The sequence below is a fragment of the Pseudomonas sp. Z4-7 genome (genome assembly GCF_051131965.1).
Classification (GTDB): domain Bacteria; phylum Pseudomonadota; class Gammaproteobacteria; order Pseudomonadales; family Pseudomonadaceae; genus Aquipseudomonas.
This window is the reverse complement of record NZ_CP071642.1, coordinates 2276779-2300442: the sequence shown is the minus strand read 5'-3', so window position 1 is coordinate 2300442 and position 23664 is coordinate 2276779. Positions and strand designations below refer to the sequence as shown.

At 58.7% G+C, this 23664-nt stretch carries 27 protein-coding genes and 2 pseudogenes; 14 read left to right on the top strand and 15 right to left on the bottom strand.

Going from position 1 to position 23664, the window contains the following annotated elements:
• The first annotated feature begins 52 nt into the window (after positions 1 to 52).
• From J3P91_RS10465 to J3P91_RS10450, 4 genes are all read left to right on the top strand, one after another.
• A complete protein-coding gene (locus tag J3P91_RS10465) occupies positions 53 to 517 on the top strand; it encodes an HvfA family oxazolone/thioamide-modified RiPP metallophore (RefSeq protein ID WP_305495408.1) in 465 nt (154 codons plus the stop codon).
• A 66-nt stretch (positions 518 to 583) separates the two neighbouring features.
• Entirely contained in the window at positions 584 to 1435 is an 852-nt protein-coding gene (locus J3P91_RS10460; protein WP_434603901.1) for an HvfB family MNIO-type RiPP peptide maturase, read from the top strand.
• The gene (locus J3P91_RS10455) at positions 1428 to 2168 is read left to right on the top strand and encodes an HvfC family RiPP maturation protein (protein ID WP_434603899.1); all 741 of its coding nucleotides are present in this window, start codon (positions 1428 to 1430) and stop codon (positions 2166 to 2168) included. Before J3P91_RS10460 ends, J3P91_RS10455 begins: the two co-directional genes overlap by 8 nt.
• Positions 2169 to 2315: 147 nt before the next feature.
• A complete protein-coding gene (locus J3P91_RS10450) occupies positions 2316 to 2588 on the top strand; it encodes a hypothetical protein (protein WP_434603897.1) in 273 nt (90 codons plus the stop codon).
• Between the two features lie 320 nt (positions 2589 to 2908).
• On the opposite strand, the gene J3P91_RS10445 is transcribed toward J3P91_RS10450, so the two are convergent.
• A complete protein-coding gene (locus tag J3P91_RS10445; protein ID WP_434603896.1) occupies positions 2909 to 3862 on the bottom strand; it encodes a hypothetical protein in 954 nt (317 codons plus the stop codon).
• Between the two features lie 231 nt (positions 3863 to 4093).
• Positions 4094 to 4327, bottom strand: a pseudogene (locus J3P91_RS10440) (hypothetical protein); the annotation flags it as partial.
• Here J3P91_RS10440 and J3P91_RS10435 point away from each other — a divergent pair.
• The 3 genes from J3P91_RS10435 (at position 4318) to J3P91_RS10425 (ending at position 6264) form a co-directional block, all read left to right on the top strand.
• Complete coding sequence (locus J3P91_RS10435; protein WP_434603894.1) at positions 4318 to 4536, top strand: hypothetical protein; 219 nt, start codon at positions 4318 to 4320, stop codon at positions 4534 to 4536. The pseudogene J3P91_RS10440 and the gene J3P91_RS10435 sit on opposite strands and share 10 nt — an antisense overlap.
• A 226-nt stretch (positions 4537 to 4762) precedes the next feature.
• Positions 4763 to 5650 carry a serine hydrolase domain-containing protein gene (locus J3P91_RS10430; RefSeq protein WP_434603892.1) on the top strand — a complete coding sequence of 296 codons (888 nt, stop codon included), beginning with the start codon at positions 4763 to 4765 and terminating at the stop codon, positions 5648 to 5650.
• 203 nt (positions 5651 to 5853) lie between these two features.
• Positions 5854 to 6264: a hypothetical protein gene (locus J3P91_RS10425; protein ID WP_434603890.1), complete on the top strand. Its 411-nt coding sequence runs from the start codon at positions 5854 to 5856 to the stop codon at positions 6262 to 6264.
• Positions 6265 to 6741: 477 nt separating this feature from the next.
• Here the strand turns inward: J3P91_RS10425 and J3P91_RS10420 are convergent, their stop codons facing one another.
• Entirely contained in the window at positions 6742 to 7713 is a 972-nt protein-coding gene (locus J3P91_RS10420) for a GlxA family transcriptional regulator (protein WP_434603888.1), read from the bottom strand.
• Between the two features lie 151 nt (positions 7714 to 7864).
• Here J3P91_RS10420 and J3P91_RS10415 point away from each other — a divergent pair, with 151 nt between their 5' ends.
• Positions 7865 to 8755, top strand: coding sequence for an MBL fold metallo-hydrolase (locus J3P91_RS10415; RefSeq protein WP_434603886.1), 891 nt, complete (start codon positions 7865 to 7867; stop codon positions 8753 to 8755).
• A gap of 236 nt (positions 8756 to 8991) precedes the next feature.
• Here J3P91_RS10415 and J3P91_RS10410 read toward each other — a convergent pair whose 3' ends face one another.
• The gene (locus J3P91_RS10410; protein WP_434603885.1) at positions 8992 to 9720 is read right to left on the bottom strand and encodes a hypothetical protein; all 729 of its coding nucleotides are present in this window, start codon (positions 9718 to 9720) and stop codon (positions 8992 to 8994) included.
• 245 nt (positions 9721 to 9965) lie between these two features.
• Between J3P91_RS10410 and J3P91_RS10405 the strand changes: the two are divergent.
• Both J3P91_RS10405 and J3P91_RS10400 read left to right on the top strand, forming a co-directional pair.
• Positions 9966 to 10244, top strand: a pseudogene (locus J3P91_RS10405) (PAS domain-containing protein); the annotation flags it as partial.
• A 195-nt stretch (positions 10245 to 10439) separates the two neighbouring features.
• The gene (locus tag J3P91_RS10400) at positions 10440 to 11531 is read left to right on the top strand and encodes a methyl-accepting chemotaxis protein (protein ID WP_434605063.1); all 1092 of its coding nucleotides are present in this window, start codon (positions 10440 to 10442) and stop codon (positions 11529 to 11531) included.
• 174 nt (positions 11532 to 11705) lie between these two features.
• On the opposite strand, the gene J3P91_RS10395 is transcribed toward J3P91_RS10400, so the two are convergent.
• The 4 genes from J3P91_RS10395 to J3P91_RS10380 all read right to left on the bottom strand — a co-directional run bounded on the left by J3P91_RS10395 (position 11706) and on the right by J3P91_RS10380 (position 13574).
• Positions 11706 to 11861, bottom strand: coding sequence for a pyocin S6 family toxin immunity protein (locus J3P91_RS10395; RefSeq protein WP_434603883.1), 156 nt, complete (start codon positions 11859 to 11861; stop codon positions 11706 to 11708).
• The gene (locus J3P91_RS10390) at positions 11855 to 11956 is read right to left on the bottom strand and encodes a pyocin S6 family toxin immunity protein (RefSeq protein ID WP_434603881.1); all 102 of its coding nucleotides are present in this window, start codon (positions 11954 to 11956) and stop codon (positions 11855 to 11857) included. The genes J3P91_RS10395 and J3P91_RS10390 overlap by 7 nt, the downstream gene beginning before the upstream one ends.
• A gap of 133 nt (positions 11957 to 12089) precedes the next feature.
• Positions 12090 to 12344, bottom strand: a complete 255-nt coding sequence (locus J3P91_RS10385; RefSeq protein ID WP_434603879.1) for a colicin E3-like toxin immunity protein — start codon at positions 12342 to 12344, stop codon at positions 12090 to 12092.
• A 9-nt stretch (positions 12345 to 12353) separates the two neighbouring features.
• On the bottom strand, positions 12354 to 13574 hold the full coding sequence (locus J3P91_RS10380) for a colicin E3/pyocin S6 family cytotoxin (RefSeq protein WP_434603877.1): 1221 nt from the start codon (positions 13572 to 13574) through the stop codon (positions 12354 to 12356).
• Between the two features lie 220 nt (positions 13575 to 13794).
• Between J3P91_RS10380 and J3P91_RS10375 the strand changes: the two genes are divergently transcribed.
• On the top strand, positions 13795 to 14181 hold the full coding sequence (locus J3P91_RS10375) for a hypothetical protein (protein WP_434603876.1): 387 nt from the start codon (positions 13795 to 13797) through the stop codon (positions 14179 to 14181).
• Between the two features lie 113 nt (positions 14182 to 14294).
• Complete coding sequence (locus J3P91_RS10370) at positions 14295 to 15227, top strand: hypothetical protein (protein ID WP_434603873.1); 933 nt, start codon at positions 14295 to 14297, stop codon at positions 15225 to 15227.
• Between the two features lie 206 nt (positions 15228 to 15433).
• On the opposite strand, the gene J3P91_RS10365 is transcribed toward J3P91_RS10370, so the two are convergent.
• The 3 genes from J3P91_RS10365 to J3P91_RS10355 all read right to left on the bottom strand — a co-directional run bounded on the left by J3P91_RS10365 (position 15434) and on the right by J3P91_RS10355 (position 17693).
• Positions 15434 to 15934, bottom strand: a complete 501-nt coding sequence (locus J3P91_RS10365; RefSeq protein WP_434603870.1) for an HIT family protein — start codon at positions 15932 to 15934, stop codon at positions 15434 to 15436.
• Positions 15935 to 15976: 42 nt separating this feature from the next.
• A complete protein-coding gene (locus J3P91_RS10360) occupies positions 15977 to 17077 on the bottom strand; it encodes an alpha/beta hydrolase family protein (protein ID WP_434603868.1) in 1101 nt (366 codons plus the stop codon).
• Positions 17078 to 17138: 61 nt separating this feature from the next.
• Entirely contained in the window at positions 17139 to 17693 is a 555-nt protein-coding gene (locus J3P91_RS10355; protein WP_434603866.1) for a TetR/AcrR family transcriptional regulator, read from the bottom strand.
• A 125-nt stretch (positions 17694 to 17818) separates the two neighbouring features.
• Between J3P91_RS10355 and J3P91_RS10350 the strand changes: the two genes are divergently transcribed.
• On the top strand, positions 17819 to 18448 hold the full coding sequence (locus tag J3P91_RS10350) for a DJ-1/PfpI family protein (RefSeq protein WP_434603864.1): 630 nt from the start codon (positions 17819 to 17821) through the stop codon (positions 18446 to 18448).
• Positions 18449 to 18457: 9 nt separating this feature from the next.
• On the opposite strand, the gene J3P91_RS10345 is transcribed toward J3P91_RS10350, so the two are convergent.
• Entirely contained in the window at positions 18458 to 18901 is a 444-nt protein-coding gene (locus J3P91_RS10345) for a MarR family winged helix-turn-helix transcriptional regulator (RefSeq protein ID WP_434568946.1), read from the bottom strand.
• Between the two features lie 155 nt (positions 18902 to 19056).
• Entirely contained in the window at positions 19057 to 19806 is a 750-nt protein-coding gene (locus J3P91_RS10340) for a gamma-glutamyl-gamma-aminobutyrate hydrolase family protein (protein ID WP_434603861.1), read from the bottom strand.
• Between the two features lie 161 nt (positions 19807 to 19967).
• Here J3P91_RS10340 and J3P91_RS10335 point away from each other — a divergent pair, with 161 nt between their 5' ends.
• Positions 19968 to 21734 carry a S8/S53 family peptidase gene (locus tag J3P91_RS10335; RefSeq protein WP_434603858.1) on the top strand — a complete coding sequence of 589 codons (1767 nt, stop codon included), beginning with the start codon at positions 19968 to 19970 and terminating at the stop codon, positions 21732 to 21734.
• Positions 21735 to 21743: 9 nt separating this feature from the next.
• On the opposite strand, the gene J3P91_RS10330 is transcribed toward J3P91_RS10335, so the two are convergent.
• Complete coding sequence (locus tag J3P91_RS10330; protein WP_434603856.1) at positions 21744 to 22670, bottom strand: LysR family transcriptional regulator; 927 nt, start codon at positions 22668 to 22670, stop codon at positions 21744 to 21746.
• The gene (locus tag J3P91_RS10325; RefSeq protein WP_434603854.1) at positions 22667 to 23641 is read right to left on the bottom strand and encodes a quinone oxidoreductase family protein; all 975 of its coding nucleotides are present in this window, start codon (positions 23639 to 23641) and stop codon (positions 22667 to 22669) included. The genes J3P91_RS10330 and J3P91_RS10325 overlap by 4 nt, the downstream gene beginning before the upstream one ends.
• Positions 23642 to 23664 lie beyond the last annotated feature (23 nt).

Here is a 23664-nt window from a genome sequence, read left to right as displayed (position 1 = left end):
CGCCCCACGCAACGTTGCCAGGGGCCACACAGCTCTTATCTGGAGAAGTCTCATGACCCGTACAAAAAACTCGAACACCGCTCGCCTCGCCCTTGCCGCACTTGCCCTGTCCGGCGGCTTGAGCCTCGCCCAGTCGGCTTTCGCGGTCGACGCCCTGCCCCAGGGTTATCAACTGGCCTCGGCGGAAAAAACCTCCGAAGGCAAGTGCGGCGAAGGCAAATGCGGCGCCGCCGAATCGGGCAAAAAAGTCACCCAGGCCGAAGGCAAATGCGGTGAAGGCAAATGTGGCGACGCGTCCTTCGCCCGCACTGACACCGACAAAGATGATCGCGTGTCGCTGAAGGAATTCCTCAGCGTGGCGCCGACCGAAAAAGCCGAGTTCGAAAAGATGGACAGCAACCACGACGGCTACCTGTCCGAAGCGGAAACCTACAAATACCGCACCGGCCAATACACCGCCAACGGCAAGAAAGTGCCCACCGAGCTATTCACCCGCATGAGCCAAGCCAAGGAATAAAGCCCTTCGCCCGCGCCCTCCCGGCGGTTCACACCGGGAGGGTCTGGCCATCCCTGGAGAATTGCGATGAGCACGTTCACTTCACCCAACGGCGCCGGGCTCGGCCTGCGTCGCGCCATGCTTGGCGACTTGCTGAAAATGCCCCCGGGCGCCGCGGATTTCCTCGAATGCGCGCCGGATAACTGGATCGGCGTCGGCGGTGTCTACGCCGAACAACTCGATCAACTGGCCGCAAGACACCCCATCACCTGCCACGGCCTGTCCCTGTCCCTCGGCGGCCCACAACCTCTCGACCTCGACCTGCTGCGCGGCACCCGGCGCTTTCTCGATCGCTACGGCGTGGCGACCTACAGCGAGCACCTGAGCTATTGCTCCGCCAGCGGCCACCTCTACGACCTCTTGCCGATCCCCTTCACCGAAGAAGCCGTCCATCACGTTGCCGCGCGCATACGCCAGACCCAGGACCTACTGGGCCAGCGCATCGCCGTGGAAAACATCTCCTACTACGCCGCGCCCTTCCAGGCCATGAGCGAAATCGACTTCATCACCGCAGTCCTCGAAGAAGCCGACTGCGACCTGCTGCTGGACGTCAACAACCTCTACGTCAACGCCATCAACCACCGCTACGACGCCCAGAAATTCCTCGCCGCCCTGCCCGCGCAACGCGTCAGCTACCTGCACGTCGCCGGCCATTACGACGAAGCCGACGACCTGAAAATCGACACCCACGGCGCGGCCGTCAAGCAAGACGTCTGGACGCTTCTGTACCAGACCTACCAACAATTCGGACCGGTGCCGACATTGCTGGAACGCGACTTCAACTTCCCGCCGTTGACCGAACTGCTCGCCGAAGTCGGGCAGATCAAACAGCTTCAACAACTCGCCTACCCGGCAACCCCGGAGGCCCGCCATGCCTGAACAATTGCTCGACCAACTCAACTGCATGGCCAACTTCGTCCGCAACCCCCACCACCCGCCCCCACTCGGGCTGGAAGCCCGACGCCTGGCCATCTACCGCCAACTGTTCATCGGCAACATCGAATCACTGCTCGCCGCCAGCTTCCCGGTCATCCACCAAACCCTGCCGCGCGCCGACTGGCAACGACTGGTCCACGACTTCTACGCCAACTACCGCTGCCAGACGCCACTGTTCACACAGCTTGCCGGTGAGTTTGTCGCCTACCTGGAACAACACGAGGATGCGCACGATTTCCCCCCATGGCTGCCCGAACTCGCCCAACACGAATGGAGCGAAAGCGCCCTGCTGCTGAGCGATGCGGTGGAGCCGTCACACAATCCCCACGGTGATCTGATCGAAGGCGCCCCCGTGGTTTCCGGACTCGCGCAGGCACATGCCTATGAATGGCCGGTGTGCGACATCGGGCTGGATCATCAGCCCACCGAAAAGCCTGTGGCCCCGACCTTGGTGCTGCTGCAGCGGCGCGAAGGGCATGTGACGTTTTCGCGGATGGCGCCAATGGCGTATGCGCTGTTGGTTTCGCTGATGGAGAATCGGCGCAGTGGGCGCGAGCATTTGGTGGCGTTGGCTGAAGTGGTTGGAGTGTCGGTGCGGGAGTTGATGCCAATGGGAGTGGCGGCGCTTGAGGGGTTCAAGGCGCAGGGGATTGTGTTGGGGACGCGTTGGGGGTGAGTTGTGATAATTCCTACGCGACTCTCGGAAATGGTCACCTGTTCCTGACGGGTACTTGAACTTATAGTCGGTTGCGTCGCTTGGAAGGGCGACCAGGTTTGGCGACCTGCGATCGGATCAGCCCATTAATCTGATCGGAGCATTCCCATGGAAAGATACATCCCCATCACCGGCATCGACTGCACCCCGGCTTCGCTGCTGATTGATAGTCAGGCACCGCTTGATGTTCTGCATGCTACGGCTGATTACCGTATTCGGGTCGTGACACAGGTTCTGGAAAATATTGCGTTTCGTGCCGAGATTGGCAGCGATACGGTAGTGCTTTCGGATTTCGCGCAGTTGCTGGCGATTCCGCTAAGGGATGGGTGTGATTTGTTGGAGGTGATTGGGCGGCGGCTTCAGGAGAGCGTTGAAGATTGATGGGAGAACGGGCGTTGGTGGCGCCCGTTTTTTGCCTCGAAGGGCGCTCGTATGCACGTGCCTGGACGTTTTCTGCACTTAGCGCCGTGGGCATGTTGGAGAGTACTGAACGGCAGCAATCGGCCAGAAGCGGACGGTCACAATCTGGCCAATCTTGCAATTTTGCAGGAACATCCGTTTCTGGGCGATTACGGTGGAAACGTGGAACGCAGTCATATAGAAAAAAGATTCGTAACGCTAAGGCCGCGACCGACGGCCCCATCAACTCCCCCTACCGTGCATGATGAAGTCTGTTGTCGTTCACACCACCTGCCCGCAGCTTATTTGGTCAGCACATCGCCGCGCCGAAACTTCACTATTTGTCCCTGCGGGTCATAGGCGAACCGACTAAACAGCGGGCTGTCCGTGTATTGATGTAAAGGGATGGAAACAATCGCAAGGTTTGCGTCAATCTTCCAGGCTTTTTTCAGGGCGAAATAAGCATTCAAGCTCTTGATAAACTTGTAAAGCGGCGACCCTTGGTCAAGATTGGCTATCTCCTCTTCCTCCTCCTTGAATAACCCTATCTTTTTATTTTTTGCTTTTATATCATATTTACCTGCCACCACTTTTGGCCTAAAAACCTTTGCTGTTCCCTTTCCGTACACAGCCTGCGCCGTTATATTTTCAGGATAGTTCTTCGGATGATTCGAAAAATATTCGTGATTCGGCGTGTAACGTTTGATGATCACGCAATATCCGGCAATTCGGCAGCCAATTACCCGGGCTTTTCGAGTTTGCAGGGTAAGCTCTGTCTCTTCATCAGCCTCGTCCACCGAGACAATTTCCGCGATAGCCCTACCGACCTGCTTGGCCAAAGAATCCTCGTGCGGCATTGAAGTTTCAGCGCCGGCTGAATAACACGCATCGACACAGACTTTAGAAATGATGAATTTGTAACGTGTAGCCAAATAGCCAATCGCGTTACCCATCGTTTTGGCCGGGACTTCCGGATTTAACGACGCCACATCACAGTGTGTACCGACGTATATACCCAGACGCCGACCTTCTACGCCTTCTCCAATAACGCTGTACATCAAATACGCAAGAGTAAGCGCATCATTTACGTCAATATCGTTTACTTCGCATAAAAAAAATTTTGCTTTGCCGTTCCCCTGATATTTCTCTCTCATGGACAAATCGCTGGCAATCATCTCGCTGTCGGTGTGGTTCTTTTTAAATGTCACAACCAAGATAACGTCGTACTTACCACCCACGAGCACTCTACTTTCCATGTCATTTGCCTCCAGAGCAAAACGATTGCCACCCGAAGATGTGTTACACGAAGGTCAACGATAGACGGCTTTTACTGTTCCGGCCCAAACGTTCGCGGCACGCCCTTATAGATCTCCAGAGCGACAGTGTTAAGCCCTGCTATGAGCGTACCGGGCAGCTCTGATCTGAACTGCCTGAGCAGCCTCAGAATTTGTATAAATCTGTCCCTTTTTCGTCAATGCCATTAACACTCAAACCCGCACCGAAAACCGCTCCGCCGCCCGCCTCTCGAACATCGCCTGTTCCGTCTCCCGCGTCGCCCGCTCGCCCTTGTATGCCAGCTGATTGAAAAACAACCCGTCAGAATATTCCTGTATGGACACCGACCCACGGTCTTTCAGCAACGGGGCCAGATCGATCGTGTTGGCGAAGTTTTCCTTGGTCAGGCTGTAGAGGCCCAGGTAGCTGCCGGACCATGGCGAGTCAGGCACCGCTTGATGTTCTGCATGCTACGGCTGATTACCGTATTCGGGTCGTGACACAGGTTCTGGAAAATATTGCGTCTCGTGCCGAGATTGGTAGCGATACGGTAGTGCTTTCGGATTTCGCGCAGTTGCTGGCGATTCCGCTAAGGGATGGGTGTGATTTGTTGGAAGTGATTGGGCGGCGGCTTCAGGAGGCAGTTGAGGGGTGAAAGAGAACGGGCGCTGGAAGCGCCCTTTTTTTGCCTCAGATAAACGAATGGGGTACTAGAAAGTTCTGCGTTTGGCGCCGTGGCGCATTTTGAAGAGTACTGAACGGCAGCAATCGGCCAGGAGCAGTCGTTCAGGACAGTGCAACGGCTGATCTTTGCCTCCGCGAAAGGAATGATTGAGGTATCTTGTCAAGCTGCCGATCCGCTTGAGACTCCAAGGAAGCCAATGCTCAGTTCACTCGTTTCAAATGGTCAGGTACAAGCGGCTGATCGCTCAGAACTGATGGCCCCCTGGTGGAGTTTCACGAAAACAGTCTTGGCTGCTACGGCCCTGTCGTTGGTGCGTGACGGGCTGGTCGGATTGGACCACCCTGTTCTTGGTCAGCCTTTTACGCTACGCCAGTTACTACGGCATGAGGCCGGTCTGCCTGATTACGGAGAACTTGCGGAGTATCACTCCGCCGTTAAAGATAGTGAGCCAGCCTGGCCGGCCGATGAAATGATGCAACGCCTTGACGGTGCTCGACTCCGATATAGTCCCGGAAACGGTTGGCGTTACTCGAATGTCGGCTACCTGCTTGTCGGCAGGCTAATTGAACGGCTGACTGATCTGAAGCTTGATGAAGCGGTAATTCAACGGACACTTTCTCCTCTGGGCTTATTGGGCGTTCGCTTTGCAAAAACGCGAGCAGACTTCCAAACGACCCACCTTGGAAGTTCCTCAAATTATGATCCTGCCTGGGTTTACCACGGCTTGTTGATCGGCCACATTTCGCACGCAGCGTTATTTCTGGATCGACTCTTTTGTGCAGACCTGCTCCCCACGGACTTGCTTCAGGAAATGCAAAAAGCACGAACATTGGGCGGCCCGATTCCCGGTCGCCCTTGGATCACGCCGGGCTATGGCCTTGGCGTGATGCAAGGGTCGATTGATGGCGGGTATTCGCTATGCGGGCACACCGGGTGCGGACCGAGCAGTGTCATTGCTGTCTACCGTCTCTGCGACGGCGACGCATCGGCTTGTTGTGCTGCTTTTGACGTGGGGTCCAGTGAAGGCTTCGTCGAAGCCATCGTCGTCGAGCAGCTCATGCAAGTTCTGCGTCAGAAGAGCTGACTGCATTAAACGCCTTTTGGCGTCGGTCAAAGGATTTGCCGAATGACCGCCTTGGGTCGAAAGACGTCTTTCGGTAAAGACATCGGGACGTCGCGACGCCCCACGCGGATCGGGTAGCAGCGTGGAGATGGGAGTCGCCTGAGTCGTTGCGCGTTTGATAGGTCATCGTCATTCTGGAAGCGACGATTTTTGAGGAGATTGAAGTGGACATTGACCGTCTGTTAAAAAAGCGGCAACTGAACGTGCAAGAGCAAAATGCTCTTGTGGCCCACAGACTCATGGTAACCGCCAAAGCTTGGTTGGCCAGCGGGATTCCCCTCGCCTTAAAAAACTATGGGGAGTCGAAAGGCATTAGATGGTCAGAAACCGTCGTATTAGATCTTGAGGTCGACTTTCCCGGTATGCCCAGCCTTTATGGTCTTTTGCTCACTCACACAGAGCGGTTCATAGAGTTTGAAATTGATACCGATAACACTCACAGGTACGTGGAATCGGTGAGTCAATGGGAGGATGTTTCTGCTAATCAGGACTACGCGCCCCGCAAGCGCGGCACTGGAAAGGGCTTCGCAGCAATTGCTCTTCAGGTGAGGCGCGAACTCCTATGCGGCTTGTAGGTGTGGATCACAGAACCTGAGATTCGATTGTTGATCGGAAGCTGCTTTTGCGCCGATTTCTTCCGGCAACTGGTGTCCTCTTTGGGTCGATAGCTGCCGGTCGCGAACGACCGCTATCGACCCAAAGCGGCCGTAACGAAGCTCCAAGTCAGGGCTTGAACGGATCAATCCAGCCAGGCCGAAGTCCTGCCTCATATTCTTTGCGTACGTAGGCGAGCGACTCTGCGCATCCCATTTTCGCCTCGATAGCGCCTATGCATCCCCAGCAATCTCCGCCGCAATTGCCCGATAGCGGATCTGCTGGGTTGTCGAGTAAGCGTCTGCAGATCGTGCAGTATTCCGGCTTATTGCTGTTCGTCATAATCCCACTTTCCAAACGTCCGATCTTGGCCGATTGCTGCCCACCAGAAATGGGTGGTGTCCCCCAAAGACCAACTCTGTCTCCCGCGCCGCCCCCGGACGCGCCCTCCAATACCATCAACCCTTCCGCCCCACCCCAAGACAAAACATCTTCCGATAATCAGAAGGCGACGTCCCCAGATGCGCACCGAAATGCTGCCTCAACGACAACGGCGTCCCAAACCCCACCTCCCCCGCGATGCATTCAATAGGCAACTCAGTCGTTTCCAGCAACGCCTGCGCTCTAGCCACCCGTTCAGCGGTCAACCACTTGGACACGGTTGTGCCAGTCGCCTCCTTGAACCGACGGGTAAAAGTCCGTCTGCTCATTTTTGCCATGTCTGCCAGAACGTCGAGGGACAGGTCGCCGGACAGGTTCATTCGGGCCCAGGTCAGGACGTCGGACAGGTGAGTCTCGCCAGATAATTGCGGCACCGGGTGTTCAACATACTGCGCCTGGCCTCCGGGCCTGTGGGGTGGCGTCACGAGCATTTTCGCGGTGCGATTCGCCACGTCTGCGCCGAGTCGTTCGCGTACCAGGTGCAGGCAGCAATCGATGGCCGCGACCGTTCCGGCGGACGTCACGATGTTATCGGCGCTGACATAGAGCACTTCGGGCTTGAATCGAACCTTGGGAAAACGTTGCGCAAACTGGTCACGGACGGCCCAGTGGGTGGTTGCTTCCTTTCCATCGAGCAGCCCGGCATCGCCGAGGACGAACGCACCCAAACACAATCCCACGATGAGCTTGCCTTGCGTATTGGCGAGCTGCAGCGCTTCTACGAGTTGGGGCGATGCAACAAGGGATTGATCGCCCCACGCGGGGATGATGATGACGTCGGAAGTTTCCATCAGCTCCAGGCCGAGGCTTACCGACAGTCCAATGTCCTGGTCGGCACTGATTACTCCGGGCACTTCTGCGCAGTAATTGATTTCATACCGAGGCCCATCGGGCGCGGGTTGGGCGGTTCCCAATACCATTCCTGGCACGGAAAGATGGAAAAGGCTGACGCCTTCGAAAGCTAGAACAGCAACGCGTATGGGGAGCATGAGGAGGCCTCGATTCGCCCTGTGGGGCCCAAGCCGAACCACGTCGAGCAGTTGGCCCGATTATAGCGAAATATGTCATTCGGGCCACTGTTGGCTCGCGAGACATTCGGCAAGAATGGATGCCTCGATGTAAACAACAGGATCAATTCTTATGAAACTCACAACTTTACCGCTTGCCGTCAGCATGGCTTGTGCCGTAGCCGCTGCCCCCGCGTTCGCCAGTTCGAATGCTCCCAAAGCGCCGGACGCCTCTCACAAGTTGGATTTGCAGCAGGTTCGTAACGCCACGGTGAAAATCACCTACGGTGACACCACTTTCCTGGTTGATCCGATGCTGGCAAAAAAAGGCGCTTATCCGGGTTTTGAAAACACCTATCGAAGCAACCTGCGCAACCCCTTGGTTGATCTGACGGAATCACCGGAGAAAGTTATCGCCGGAGTCGATGCCGTCATCGTCACCCATACGCACCTGGATCACTGGGACGATGCCGCGCAGAAAGCGCTGCCTAAAGACATTCCGCTGTTCGCCCAACATGAAGAAGATGCTCAACTGATTCGTTCCCAGGGTTTCAAGAACGTACGCGTGCTGACGGATGAAGCCGAATTCGGCGGCGTGAAGATCACCAAGACCGGCGGCCAGCATGGCACTGACGAAATGTATGCCGTGCCAGCGCTCGCAAAACCGCTAGGCGAAGCCATGGGCGTGGTTTTCCAAGCACCGGGTTACAAGACGCTCTACCTTGCGGGTGACACGATCTGGCGTAAAGAGGTCGACCAAGCCATCAGCCAGTACCGCCCGGAAGTTATCGTGCTCAACGCCGGGAAGGCAAAAATGGCGGGATTCGACGGCTCGATCATCATGGGTGAGGAAGATGTGCTTCGCGCCTCAAAAGCCGCGAAAAACGCACAGATTGTCGCGGTGCACATGGACGCGATAAACCATATGTCCCTGACTCGTGAAGAACTGCGCGCTTACGTCAAGAAGCAAGGGATTGAGGGACGTGTGGACATTCCGGAAGATGGGGCTTCGCTGGAGTTCTAAATGGAAAGGGACAGGTTTATTTGGCAAATAAATCTGTCCCTTTTTCGCTCCTGCGAAGGTCAACGATAGACGGCTTTTACTGTTCCGGCCCAAACGTTCGCGGCACGCCCTTATAGATCTCCAGAGCGACAGTGTTAAGCCCTGCAATGAGCGTACCGGGCAGCTCTGATCTGAACTGCCTGAGCAGCCTCAGAATTTGTATAAATCTGTCCCTTTTTCGTCAATGCCATTAACACTCAAACCCGCACCGAAAACCGCTCCGCCGCCCGCCTCTCAAACATCGCCTGCTCCGTTTCCCGCGTCGCCCGCTCGCCCTTGTACGCCAACTGATTGAAAAACAACCCGTCGGAATATTCCTGTATGGACACCGACCCACGGTCTTTCAGCAGCGGGGCCAGATCGATTGTTTTGGCGAAGTTTTCCTTGGTCAGGCTGTAGAGGCCCAGGTAGCTGCCGGACCATGGCGAGTCGGCGTCGACCAGGTCGATGGAGGCGTCGCGGACTGCGACGGCGGCGGCTTTCAGGTCCTTGGAGTCGTTGAGCAGATCGGTCAGCCGTTGGATATCGGAGCTGCTGAGCTTGCCGGCGGTATTGAGCACTTTCAGGCTGCCGTCGGCTTCGACAGTGAAGCCGTATTTCTTGCCGGCCAAGTCCGGGTGGGTCGTCGAGAGGGTGGATTGGAAATCCTCGAACGAGGACTTCAGCGTACTGGTTGCCCCTTTGAGGATCTCTACGTATCGAGGAAAGTCCGGTGATTGCGAGCGCCCGATCCAGGTCTCGATCGCCATAGGCATCGGCATCGTTGCCTGGGCTTCTTCGCTGGGATGGAAGATGGCCGCTGGGCTGGCGTTGGACAGCGCTAGTTTTGCAGCGTCTGTCGGCGCCTGGGTCACGAGCACTTGTTCGGAGCGCGTGAGGTTGGTATTGGCCGGCGGGATGTAAGCGGAACTGACGGTGAGTACCATTTTTCATCTGTCCATGATGGGCGGGTTCGTACAGGTTATCGACGGTGCTGGATCCAACTTTAGAAATCGCTCCACATCGCCAGCTTCGCAGCTTCTTGATGGGGTGCGGTCCGCGGGCCAGGCTGATGGTCCAATCCGCGGAAAGAATGACCACAGCTGATTGTTACCAGAGTATTTCATAGGCATTTCATCAACTTTTCTGAACGGCAGTCGATGGACTTACAGATTCCAGGGAGCAGTTCAGAATGAGAAACAATCAACCGGTCACGCAACGTGAGATATCACTCGCACCTCAGCAGAAGCTGATTTCCACCACGGATACGCGAGGCGTCATCACGTATTGCAATGACGCCTTCGTCGAGATCAGCGGATTCGACAAGGTCGACCTGATCGGCGCACCACAGAATATCGTTCGTCATCCGGATGTGCCGCCCGCCGTGTTTGCGCATATGTGGGCCGCGCTCAAGCAAGGCAAGCCGTGGATGGGGATCGTCAAGAACCGCTCGAAAAACGGCGACCATTATTGGGTCAATGCCTACGTCACGCCTGTTTACGAAGGGAGCCAGGTCGTCGGTTACGAGTCGGTCCGAGTCAAGCCGACGGCCAGCCAGATCCGCCGCGCCGAAGCGCTCTACAAACGCATCAGGCTCGGCAAGGCAGCTGTCCCGGGGCTTGATCGGTGGTACCCCTTCCTGCTCAGTTGGGTACCGGTGCTGTTGATGGGTTTATTGGGCACAGCGGGCGGCGCCTTCCTCAATACCGCCATGGCGATGCTGCTTGCTGTCGGAATATCGATTCCGGTCGGGTTGATCATCTCGCGCCAGCAGAACAAAGGCGCGCTGCGTCTGCTGGAAATGGCCGAGGCTTCCACCTCGGATGCGTTGCTGGCGAAAATGTACAGCGACGAGCGCGGCCTGCAGGCTCGCCTTGAAACAGCTTTCGAGAGCCAGGCATCCCGGCTCAAGACGTGCCTCACTCGCCTGCAGGACACCGCCGAGCAACTGACCGGTTTGGCCGGCAGGTCCGATGGCCTGGCCGCCGACAGTTCACGCGGGCTTGAACGCCAACGCGTCGAGACTGAGCAAGTCTCGGCCGCGGTGAATCAGATGTCGGCGACAACCCAAGAGGTTGCCAGTCATGTCCAACGCACGGCTGATGCTACCCAGGAAGCCAACGTGCTGACCGGGCGCGGACGCGACGTGGCCCGTGACACCCGCCAGGCGATTCAGCGTCTCTCCGAGGTGGTGGGCGAAACCGGGCTGACGGTCGCGCAACTGGCCAAGGACAGCAACGAAATCGGAACGGTGGTCGATGTCATCAAAGGCATTGCCGACCAGACCAACCTGCTGGCGTTGAACGCCGCCATCGAAGCCGCGCGCGCGGGAGACATGGGCAGGGGCTTCGCGGTGGTTGCCGATGAAGTGCGCCAACTGGCGCAGCGCACGACTGAGTCCACCACTCAGATCCATAGCCTGATTTCCAAGTTGCAGGTCTCCTCCAACAACGCCGTGAAAACCATGGAAAGCGGCCACCGACAAGCTGAGGAAGGCGTCGCCTGGGTGCTTGAGGCAGACAAAGCACTGATCGGTATCAGCGAAGCCGTGGCACACATCACCGACATGACGACCCAGATTGCCGCTGCGACAGAAGAGCAAACTGCGGTGGCCGACGAAATCAGCCGCAATATCACCACTATCGCGAACCTGGCAGACCAGACCTCCGAACAGGCCAGGCACTCCGCGGAACTGAGCAAGGAATTGACGCAAACAGCCATGACCCAGTACTCGTTGGTGGAGCGATTTAATCGCTAGTCAATCAACCGAATTGAATTCGCTTTGCCGAAGCTGGTGTTGCGAGGCGGACCGGGGTGACCTGGTCCGCTTCGGCGCGCGAGCGGCTTCGCTACACCACCTCGTCATCCCCGCCCCTTGATGTAACGCTCGAGTCGCAATTTGAGACCCATACGATTCCTTTCCAGTGTTTCCTTAGTAATCGACGCAAGTTCCGATGTAATACTCGAGCCCCGCTGGGAAACTCATACCCAAGACCTGTTCGATGATTGTTAGCTGCTCACTTGTTATTTCCAGCTCTCCAGGGCTAAATTTTCCGAAAGATGTCCCTTCGGTTATTTGGGCTAGCATTTCATTCTGCTCAGAATTCTGACGGACATTTCGAACTGCAATGAATCATCTTTTTTGTCATCTGGATAAAAGCCAGTTATCAAAAAATAGGGCACGGCATTCCACTCCTATTATCGTGGGTTGCTCTACCTGGCTTGACAGGTTTCGCTTGGCTAACAGTTAATGTCGTATCCGCCTAATCGATTTTCTTGATGTTTGGTCCAAGACTGCGTGCTTCGTGCAAGCCGATTACCAAACGGTTCGATAACGAAAAGAGATCTGATAATCAAATTGCTCTGGGTCGATCAGATGATCGAAAAAAGGTTGGAGAACAGGAATCCATTCTCCGAGCACATCAAAGCCTCCATCGTACATACGGGGCTCTCCCTCTAAGCCCAGCGCGACGATTAGAGATGTATCGTCCCCCATATCTCTCGAATATTCTTTTCCTGCACCCAATTCAGTTTCCTTGTCATACCAGTCCAACCTCACTTTCATACCCATTTTAAATCCTCACAAATATTTTTTGATATTACGATTTTTTTTAACCGGACCTATCTGAAGACCCGTCTCGTGGCTGAATGCACCTAGGTGACTTCCATCGCTTGCACGATACGCCTCAAGTTCTCCATGCCTGGAATCCCATTCATAAATAGTCCGCCCTTTAGGATCAACCCAGCGCTCTCTAAGTCCTGCTCCTCCTTGTTTCGGTGTTTTCTTTTTTGCCGCTTCAAGATTTAAGAAGCCTGTGATTTCTTCAGTGTCCGGGGCTGGATAATAGTCATGGTCTGAATTAGAGCTTCGTCTGACAGAGGCAACCACATAAACCGGCCGAACCCCCGAGTCCACCGGAAACACCAGAATGAAATCCTTGTACTCCGGCGGATAGATCGGGTTGACGATGATGCTGTCCGCCACGGGCGTCGGCGGATAAATCCAGATGTGTGGCGTCTGAGGGGCGGCTTCCAAGGCCGGGATGCCGAAAGTGTCGGAGGAGTCGATGGCCGGGGTCCAGATCAGTTCGATGCCATCACCAAGGTCGGCGACGTATTGGTCGGCACGCGGCGTGAGCTGGATGACGTCGACCATTTCCCAGGCGCGGTTCTGGCCGGTGTAGAAGCCATAGCCCTTGAGGCTGCCATCGGCCTGCTGCTCGATGCTCAGGCGCATGCGGCTGCGGGCCTGTTTGAGATTGCGCAACTGGTCTTCGCTGTAGAGTGCGCTGTCGCCGAGGCTGGAGGGCCAGAGCAAGGCGACGATGCCGGTCAACAGCGCCGCGCCGACCGTGCCGCCGACGGCTCCGGCGCTTGATACTGCGGACCCGCCCAGTGCGAGTCTGCCGATAGCGGCGGGTATCACGCTTGAGCCGATCTGCTTCAGCGCAAGTGTTCCCGACGCGTCGGGGCTCCTGGCGCCAAGCCACATCAGGTCGCCGTACTGCTTGATCAGGTCCGGCGGAACAAAGCCGTTGGGGTTGTTGTAGTCAATGATTCCGTTGGGCAGCGCGCAGCTTTTGGCGAACACCGACCCGGTGATGACGAGAGGCGTCCTTTCAACCTTGGCCCAACGTTGTTTTTCGTAAGCAGCCTGTCGGGCAAGCATGGCTTTGTGGCCACGCTGGAGTGCTTCGTACTCGGCCACCTCGCTGGAGGTCATGTCTCGATAGGAAACGCGGTGCCCTTCTCCAGAAGGTGGATTGCGAATTTTGGGCAGGTCTTTGGGGCGTGTGGTCACGAGTCGCGAATCTCATCCTGAAAATCCAGGACGGACGCTAACGCAAGGGGTAAGCGCGGCGATGTAGGACGCGTCTTGGATTGGCTACTCCGTTTTCCTCAAACGCCAGAGGGCCGGGGTCGAAATAATTAGCGGAACCGCACAAAGCTGCTTATGAGTCTTTCCCAACAGTTTGCGAGTTCACTATCCTACGCATCCAACCCAAACGGACTTTGCCTAGATGCATCTGCGTTCAAGCTTGTTGTGCCTGTGCCTTTTCAGCAGCCTTGGCCAGGCCGCTGTCGACTGTTCTGCCCTGGCGGAAAAGCTCTCGGGAACGGTCCCTGAATTTCATCCGTCAGTGCAAGGCAAGGTCATTGGCACCGGGCGCCTGCATTTCCACGAAGCGCCGGATGCGGCTTGCGCCAACAAGAAGATTTTCGTGATACCCGGCGACTCCCTCACCGTTTACGCCAGCCTTGAAGACGAGTCCTGGCTGGAAGTGAACTACATCGCCAAGGATGGCGAGGACTATACCGGTTGGGTGAAGGCAGACCGGGTGGAGATTGGCGAACCTTATGGAGCTCCACCGGATACCGATGTTGCGCCAGAGGCTGATGCCCAATAATCGGTCAGGTTGCTGTCGACAAATCATTCAGCCGATTGGCTCCACTCGGCGGTTGTTCCACCTCGTTCAAATCCACCGCTGCTTTGGGCTGGCGGCTTTCAGGAGATGTGCATTTGATTGGATATCGGTTCGAGCGCACCGCGCGGGGTGACTTGCACATCCACTCGCTCAACCGGGTGCAGAGCGTATTCGTGTTGTTTACCAGTGCGCTGGCCTTGATCTTTCCCGTGGGAGCCGTGCTGGCGATTGCCACTGCAGACTCGTCGCTGGTGGGCCTGGACCCACTGACCTTGCTGCTGATGGTGCTCGGGCTGCTGTTGATTCCTGCCCTGGGCCTGGCGCTGCTGGTCTACACCGGCACCCGCGAGACCCTGCTGCTGTCGCGCGTCGACGCTGAAGGCAAGCGTCGCACCCGAAACTTTTTTGGACGCCGTGAGCGGGTGCGATCGGTGTTCAGGATCGACGCCGTCAAATACCTCGAACTTCGCCGCCACCCGGAGGCCGAGCCAGCCCGCACCCAGCTATGGCTGGTGCTGCGCGATGGCACCGAGCACCGCCTGACGAGCGACAACGTTCCGGTAGTGCCTGGAAGCAAACGCACTGACCTGTGGCTGCGTGAACTGGCCGACTACCTGCAAGTGCCAGTGCCCAGCGAGGTCATGATCGGTTCGACGGCCGTTGCAAAGGCAGCCTACCGGCCTGCTCCAACCCCGGCGAAGATCGCCAGGCAGCGCAAAGCAAAGGCGCCGACGCCTGCGGCTGAGACGACTGAGCAACTAGGCACTCCCGTCCGCGCCCTGCTCGCCCTGCTTGGCGCCTTCCTGGCTGTGTATGAGCTGACCCGCATCATCACCTGGGTGCCTTCGCTGTTTACCGGACGGCTGCGCATTGGCATCAGTCGCCCAACGACCTTCTACTGGGCCGAGGAGCCGATGACCTTTTCCTTTCACATGCTTATCGGCGTCGCCGAGCTGCTGATCATTGGCGTCATCGCCTGGGGTTGTTTGCGCGTGGCGATCGAGGGGCGGATGAAGTCCGATCGTTGAGGGCGGTTGATTCCACTCGGTTGCGTAGCGGCAGCAAAAAGCTTGGGGCCGCTACGCGACCCAGCGGGAGCAAGCTCCCTCGCCACGGGGGCTGAGGTGGATTGATTATTTCTGAGCACCAGAAAAACCTGTGTGAGCGAGCCTGCTCGCGAAAGCGGTCCTACACGGCTGACCACCGCCATCGCGAGCAGGGCTAACGGTCCGCGCTATTCATCAACAAGCCAAAAACCGAATTCCCGCCGTAACACCGCCACGACCTGCTCGACAGATGGCCCCTGTATCGGCGGAGGATCGGGACGCTCGCAAAATTCCCGCCAGACAAAGAGCGTCAATTCCGCACCATCGGTCTGAGGCAAACTGCTGTCGATCGAGCCGAAAGTCTGCAGCAGCCGGTACCTGTCGTCATCCCAGAACAGCGCTTCGACCCAGTGATAAACCGGAATGAAATGGAAGTGGATGGAGTAACCAGCGTCATGACCAAAACGGCCGATGTACAGTCGTCTTGGTTGCAGGCAGGTTTCGATGGCGTGCTGGATTCGCGCTTGCAATACACCCAACTCCGCCAGCGCTTCAGCCGACAGCGATGCCAAGGCATTCGTCATCTGTTTTGCGCTGAGCATCAGGTAGCCGGGCAGTGCACTGTCGACGCGGTGATTGATGAGCCAATGCTCTGATTCATGAACGACAAAGCGAGGCGATATTTCCATCGGATGACCTTGATGAAGTTGGGGACGGCGGATCAAGGCAACTTACAACCCGCCTCCACTGGACGCAGGCGCTCCCGCCAGGAAATCCGCTATCAACGATATGACCTCCTGTTGAATCACCCCACGATCACGCCCGTTTTCACCGTCCCGGCAAATGATGCCATCGCCTGGCACTTCTTCTTCGAGCATTGCCTGCGCGCCAGGTTTGCAAATCGACATGAAACTGAAATGGCTGGCGTCGCTGATTTCCACATAACGAGTGGATGCCGGCGGCAGGCGCCTGGCGAGGTCGGCGGACTCCAACTCGGCGGGAAGTTCGCGCGAGGGCACGCCGGCAGCAATCACCAGGGCGGGCACCGGCAGCGCGGAGAGGCTTTCATCGGTCAGGCCTCGCGACAGGCCCAGATCGAGAGTGATCACGGCCGTGACGCGTTTGTCGCGCCAGTCGGCGGCCAGCGCGGCTTTCGAGTCTGGGCTGTTCGCCGGATTCATCTGCCTGTAGACGGTGCAACTGGCTAGCTGCGGATGGGTTTTGCAATCATCGGCGAAGCGGTCCGGGTCAAAACGGGCGCCGGCAATTTCCAGGGCGGTCCAGCCACCGAGTGAATGGCCCACGACTGCGACGCGATGATTGGCAACCTGGCCGAATTTTTCCGGTTGGGTCGTGACCTCATCGATGGTTCGGCGCAGATCAACGGACCGCTGCCATAACTGCGCCGCTGCTTGCGGACTGCGGTCATGGGTGGTGGTGCCAGGATGATTGACGGCCGCGACGACGTACCCCTTACGGGCCAAGGCACTGGCAAGCCAGACCTGATTGCTCCAGTTGCCCCTGTATCCATGAGAAAGCACCACCAGGGGATGATTACCGGCAGACGGCGGCGCGTCACGAACGGCGGATGCGCCGACAAATACCGCGTTATCGGCGATCAATTGCGGGGTTGCGGCAGTTGCGCCAGGGTACCAGACGACCATTTCCAACGGCCGGCCATCCTGTGGATTCGACATTGTCGAAGAGCGAAAGCCGACAGGGTTTTCGTCAGCGAATACGGAGGTGGCCAGGCAAGCCAGAAACAGAGCCGCAAGAGCATTGTTCAATGTCGTCTTCCTTGATCGGACAAACAGTTGAGTTGCGCGGGGCATTAAAGCCTAATTCCGTATCGCCGTGCCTGATTTTCACTTTCAAAGAAACTCAGCCCACCACTCAGCCTCTCCACGGCGCAATAACGCCCTCGACCAAGGCAAAAGCCCGGCTCACAAAACCATTGAAGCGCGCCGCATCACGTCGTATCCCGGCCTGTTGCCCGCCAATCAGGCACAGATGGGCCATCTGCCCGATGACCTCCGCCTGGCCGGGCGCCGGGGCCAAGCGGCGACACGCCTGTATCGCAAAGGCCAATCGTCTTGCGTCGACACGCTGCTGGAACTCGGCAACCAACGGATCATGCAGCGACCAGGCGCGGATGGACACTTCCCGCCCAGGTTGTTTCTGCGCGGCGATTTCCAGGTAGCGCTGCAACGTCTCTCGCGCGCTCCGACCCTGGCCCGCATAAGCAAGCATGCGCCCCGTGTAGTCCTCTTCCCAGGCAGCCAGCAAAGCGCGGACAAAGTCTTCGCGATTGCGAAAGTGGTGATAGAACGAGCCACGGGTCACATTCAATCGACGCGCCAGGCTTTCGGCCGAGACGCCTGCGTGGCCTGCCTGGTCGAGGGCCTCGAAGCCTGCCGCGATCCAACGGTGACGAGTCAGTTTTTCCATGGTTACTTCGCTCCCTCTCAATGCACCGTACAGACTGTGTAGGGTGCCAAACCGATCGATACGCTGCGAACACCTGCATAGAAGGCCGTTGCGTTTTGCACGCCAGCATTTTCATGGAGTTCGCCTTGAAGCAAATCGCCCTGATCGCTTTCGACCAGTTCACCGACATCGACCTGTTCCTGATGTGGGACATCTTAGGCCGCAATACGCAAGACTGGCACGTAAGAATTCTGGCCTCCAGCCCTGTCGTGACATCGGCGCACGGCTTGGCGGTTTCGGTGCACGGTCCTCTGTGCGAGGCCAATGGCGCGGACGCGGTATTGTTCGTCAGTGGCAAACAAGGCATACCTGCCGCGCTTGCAGCTGCGGACTTCCTACCGTCGTTTGAACTCGATGCCCGACGCCAGCGAATCGGCTCGATCTGCGCCGGGGCCTTTATTCTCCAGCGGCTTGGGCTGCTGCCCGACGGCCGGGCAACCACCCACCCGGAGGCTCGATCAGGCCTGCTGGCCGTGGGAATCGAGCCCTTGGATCAGCCGCTGGTCTGCCACGGGAATGTCGCCACGGCAGGCGGATGCCTTGCCGCGCTTTACCTGGTGGGATGGCTGGTTGAATCCTGGTTCGATGTCGAGAAGCGCCGCGCAACCCTGCTCCCCGTCCTGCCGGCCGGGCAGCAAGCACTCTTCGATATCCTGATCGGGCTCAGCATCCGACAAGGTCAGATCCAGAGAATTGGGTCCAGGCCAGGCGCTTAAACAGCAATCTCAACCGGCCTTGTTCCACTCACCAACCATCGCCTCATAAACCTCCTGGCAAGCGAACTCCGCAGAAACCTGCGCGTCGGCAAACACCTGTTCGCCAGTCGTGGTCAGACAGGCGTAGCCCACGCGCGCATCTCGAGGATCGCTTTGTCGGGAAACCAAGCCTATTTTTTCAAGCGACAGCAGGGATTTGGTCACCGCCGACGCAGTCAGGCCCATGCAATCGGCCAGGTCAGCGCGTCGAAGCCGGGAGTTGTGGGCATGCTTGAGGTGGTAAAGAATCATGAAGTCGCTGAAGCTCAGGCCATGCACCGCGGAAAGCTTGGCATCGACCCGCCGCGCGGCTGAGGTGTAGGCGCGTGACAAGCGGATACAGCGATCAAGCATCGATCCGTTCGCGGTCGGTTCAGTAGGTGAATTTACAGACATTGCAAAACGCTCCAGCACTAGGGGAAAGACATCAGATCGACCCGGCTTCCAGTTACCAGGTGAACGTGGATTTGCCTGCACCCAGAGGGCCGAACGGCAACCCGTACCAATTCAGGGCAGCCCTACCTTCCAGATACTTGACCGCTACAGCATCTAGAAACCAGATCCAAGCGTCAAGCGTCTTTTTCCGCACGCTCCCGACATGCGTCCCCGAACGCCCGGAAAATCGTCCGATAATCCGCGTTATCCATAACCTCCCACTCCGGATGCCATTGCACCCCCAACGCAAACGCCCGGCTGCCCTCCACCGAAAGGCCCTCCACCAACCCATCCTCGGCCACGGCCTCGACGCGCAAGCCCTGCCCAACCCGCGCGATGCCCTGGCCGTGGACTGAGTTGACCTCGATCACGTCCTTGAGGCCCAGCCGCGCCAACACGCCACCGGGCCGCACCGTCAAGGCGTGGTTGCGGGCGTACTGTTCCTGGACCGGTTCATTGCTCGGCGGTTCGTGTTCGGCGCCCGGGCCATCGAGTTGTTGATGGAGCGAGCCGCCAAAGGCGACGTTCATTTCCTGGAAGCCGCGGCAGATGCCGAGCACCGGCAGGCCGGCTTCGACGGCGGCGCGCCAGAGCGGCAGCGCCAGGTTGTCGCGGGCCGGGTCGTGCTCGGTGCCCGGCGGGCTCGGGGGGCCGTCGTAGTGATGGGGTTCGATATTGGACGGCGATCCGGTGAAGAGCAGGCCGTCAAGGCCGGCGATGATGTGGACCGGATCGAGCAGCGCCGGAAACACCGGCAGGATCACCGGCAACGCGTCGGCGGCGGTGGCCACGGCCTGGGCATATTTGTCGTTGCTGAGCTGGACGGTGTGTGGGCCGACTTTGCCTGAGCAGGCGATGATTCCGATCATGGGTGGACGAGACATGGGATCCCTCTTTTCGAGTCTCAGACGTTTAAGAATCCGATTGCCGCGCGGGTCCGGTTGTTCCATTTCGATGACGACCGCCACGGATCGAATCCCAGGGCTGAACGAAGCTCGCGACACAACGGTCGGAACAGCAATCCCCGACCAAGAAAACTCACCCCATGCCCATACGATCCGCCGCCCTCGTAACGCTGTTCGCCCTGTCTGCCAGCACCCTTGCAGTGGCGCAGGAACCGCTACGCCTGGAAGGCCTGAAACGCTGCGGCGACTTGCTGGATAACCAGCGCCAGGAATGGTGCCTGACCGCGCGGGGGCTGGGTGACGCAACACCGCAACTGAAACTGGGCGAGAAAATGATTCCGGCCGGCAGCGTTCAGCGTGACGGGAACCACCTCCGCCTGCGCCTGGACCGCGCCGACTACCAAAGCGGCCCGCTCTGGCTGGAGGATGGTACGCGGGCCAGCAACGCCGCCTGGCTGACGTTACGCACCAGCCACGTGGTGGCCGCCGGGCCGAACGAAGTGGCGAAGAACATGGACGGCCTGACCACCTATGTGGATCTGGTCAGCCTGTTGATCGAGGAAAGTCATGATGGTCGCCAGGAGGCTGAACGTCTCGCCGCCAAATACGGGGCGAAAGTGGTCGGCAGCATCGCCCCGCTGAACGTTTATCAGCTGCGCCTGCCGGCCAAGGACTTGGTCGAGCGCGATGCGTTGGTGCTGCGCCTGGGCGGCGAGACCAGTGTCGATGCGGTGGTGATAGAGGAGTCCGCTGCCGAAGAGACTGAGCAAGCGCCCGCCCAGCCAGAAGAGCCGAAGAAGCCGGCCAAGGACTCCGATGAATGGGCGGCGAATCGCTTCCTCGATGCGGTGCACTATTACCAGCGGCGCATCCCTGGGCAGCAGGCGCCGATCCGACCGCAACCGGTGCGCATCGGCCTGATCGAGCGCGACGTGGATTTCGACACGGCGGATTTCGCCGATTACCTCGGCGCCTGCTCGATGCCGCGAACCTGCGTCTATGCCCGCGATGCGGACAAGCCGGACGACCACGGCACGACGGTCGCCGGCATCCTCGCCGCGCGCTGGAACGATGGCGGCAACAGCGGGTTCCTAAGGGGCCTGGACAAGGCCAGCGGCGGCTTCGAGGTGATTGTCGAGCGCAATTCCGACGCCGGGATCACCGCCAACATCGCCGCTTCGGTGAACCTCGTCGAGGACGGCGTGCGGGTGCTCAACTGGAGCTGGGGCATTCATCGCGTCGGCGCGAAAAACGTCAAGGGTGACGAGGTCGATTCGTTGCTGCGCTCGGGCATTGCCATGAGCGGCTACGAGGAGTTGCTGGAGGAGTTTTTCCTGTGGCTGCGCAAGGAGCATCCCGACGTGGTGGTGGTGAATTCCGCCGGCAACGGCTCGTCATACTCGGGCACTGATGAATACCGCCTGCCCTCCTCGTTCATCACCGAACAATTACTGGTGGTCGGCGGGCATCAGCGCAGCGAACGCGCCGGGGTTGCGGTCGATGATCCGGCCTACGCAGTCAAGCGCGACTCCTCGAACGTCGACATGCGCGTCGACATCACCGCCGCCGCGTGCACCCACGCCTCGACGGTCAATGCCGGCGAAGACGGCGCGGTACATTGCGGCACGTCCTACGCCACGCCAATGGTTACCGGCCTGCTGGCGGCGATGCTGTCGATCAATCCGCAGCTTCATCCCGAGCAGCTGCGTATGCTTCTGCGCCGTAGCGCCATGACCATCGGCGATAATCACGACTTCGAACAAATGGATGGCGAAGACCTCACCGCGCCTATCCTGCCATCGGAGCGCAACTACCAGCTCAACGACAAGGATGTCGGTCGCTCGGCGCGGCTGGACATGCAAAAGGCCCTGGATCTGTCGGTACAGAGTCGCGATCGGGTGCGTTGATTCGTAGGGTCACAGGCCCCAAGGCGGCGCCGGGCTGAACCTCGCCTCGATCCACTGCTTGAAAGCGACCACCACGGCACTCGGAAACTTGGCCGATGGCCTGACCAGATAAACCCCGCCAGCGGCGTCCAGGTGCCAATCGGGGAGTACATGCAAGAGCCTGCCGGCGGCGATCTCATGACTCATCAACCAGTCGCCGGCGCCGAGTATCCCGGCGTCGGCGCAGGCCGCCGCCAGCAATGATTCACTTTCGTTGGCGGTGAGGTTGCCTTTCGGCGTGACTGTCTGCAGTTCGTTGCCACGATGGAGCCGCCATTGAGGAAAAGACGCCAGGCCGCTGAAGCGCAGGCAGTTATGGCTGGCCAGGTCCTGCGGCGTCCGGGGCATGCCATGTTTTTCCAGATAGGCCGGTGAGGCGCAGAGGATGCGCCGGTGATCGCTCAGTTTCTTGGCGATCAATCGGTTGTCATCCAGTTCGCCAATCCGGATCGCCGCGTCAAAACCTTCATCGATGATGTCGACCAGGCGTTCGCTGTAGTCCGCGATGATCGAAACCTGCGGATATGCCTCGAGAAACCCCGGCAGTATCGGGCCGAGCCAACGCCTGCCCATGGCGGCGGGCAATGCCAGTCGCAACGTGCCGCGGACTTCGCTGGCGCCCTCGGCCGCTTGCGCCTGTGCTTCATCCATCAGCTCGATGGCCGAGCGCAGGCGCTGTTCCAGCTTGGCCCCGACTTCGGTAATCCGCACCTGCCGGGTGGAGCGCTCCACCAGCCGCACGCCCAGGCGCTTTTCCATCGCCGCGAGCCGTTTCGAGATGATGGTCGGGTGCCGTTGCAACAGCCGGCCGGCCGCCACGAATGAGCCCTGCGCGGCCACGGCCAGGAACGCAGCGATTTCGTCGCTGTGCTGGTTATTCAAGACATCAAGATTCATGGTTTCAGGATGATCGCCCCCGATGAACGCCCCGACTCCAGATCGGCATGGGCCGATGCTGCGTCAGCCAGCGCATAGCTTGCCCAGATTCGCGGCTGGATGACAGCCGAATCGATCACGGCCAGGACATCCTGCACCCGCGCCTGGTATTCCTCGACAGACGCGGTATGCGCGGCCAATGAAGGACGGGTCAGGAACAGCGAACCCTTGGCATTGAGTGTCGCCAGTTCCACGGCTGCCGGCGCGCCCGATGAAGCGCCGAACGACACCAGCAGGCCTCTGGGTCGCAGGCTGTCCAGGGAGGCCTGGAAAGAGACCCGCCCGATCGGGTCGTAGACGACGTCGACTTTCTGCCCGTCGGTGATACGTGCGACATCGGAAGCCAGGCTGTCGGCGTCGAACACCAGGACCTCGTCGCAGCCCAATGCCTTGGCTTTTTCGACGCTGGCTTGCCTGGAGACCACGCCGATCACAAACGCGCCCAAGTGCTTGGCCCACGGCACCATGATCGCCCCCAGCCCGCCTGCCACTCCGTAAAGCAGAAGGGTGCTGCCCGGCCCGACGGGATAGGTGCTTTTCAGCAGGTACTGCGCCGTGATGCCCTTGAACATCAGCGCCGCCGCATCATCGAACGACAGCGCATCGGGAATCCTGACCAGGCGCTGGGCCGGATAAAGCCGAGCCGACGCATACGCGCCTATCGGGCCCGTGGCGTAGGCGACGCGATCACCGACTTTTACGTTGCTGACATCGGCACCCACGGCCGCCACACGCCCAGCACCTTCAAGCCCAAGGCCGGAAGGCAAGGGAATCGGCACGGCGCCCTTGCGCTGGGTAACGTCGAGAAAATTCACTCCGATCGCTTCCTGCTCGAGCCAGACCTCGCCCGGCCCTGGCGACTGTTCGGGCACTGCTTGCAGCGTCAGTACATCGGGGCTGCCGAATTGGTTGAACCGGATCGCAGCTGCCATGTTCATTTCTCCCTCGGTTGGAA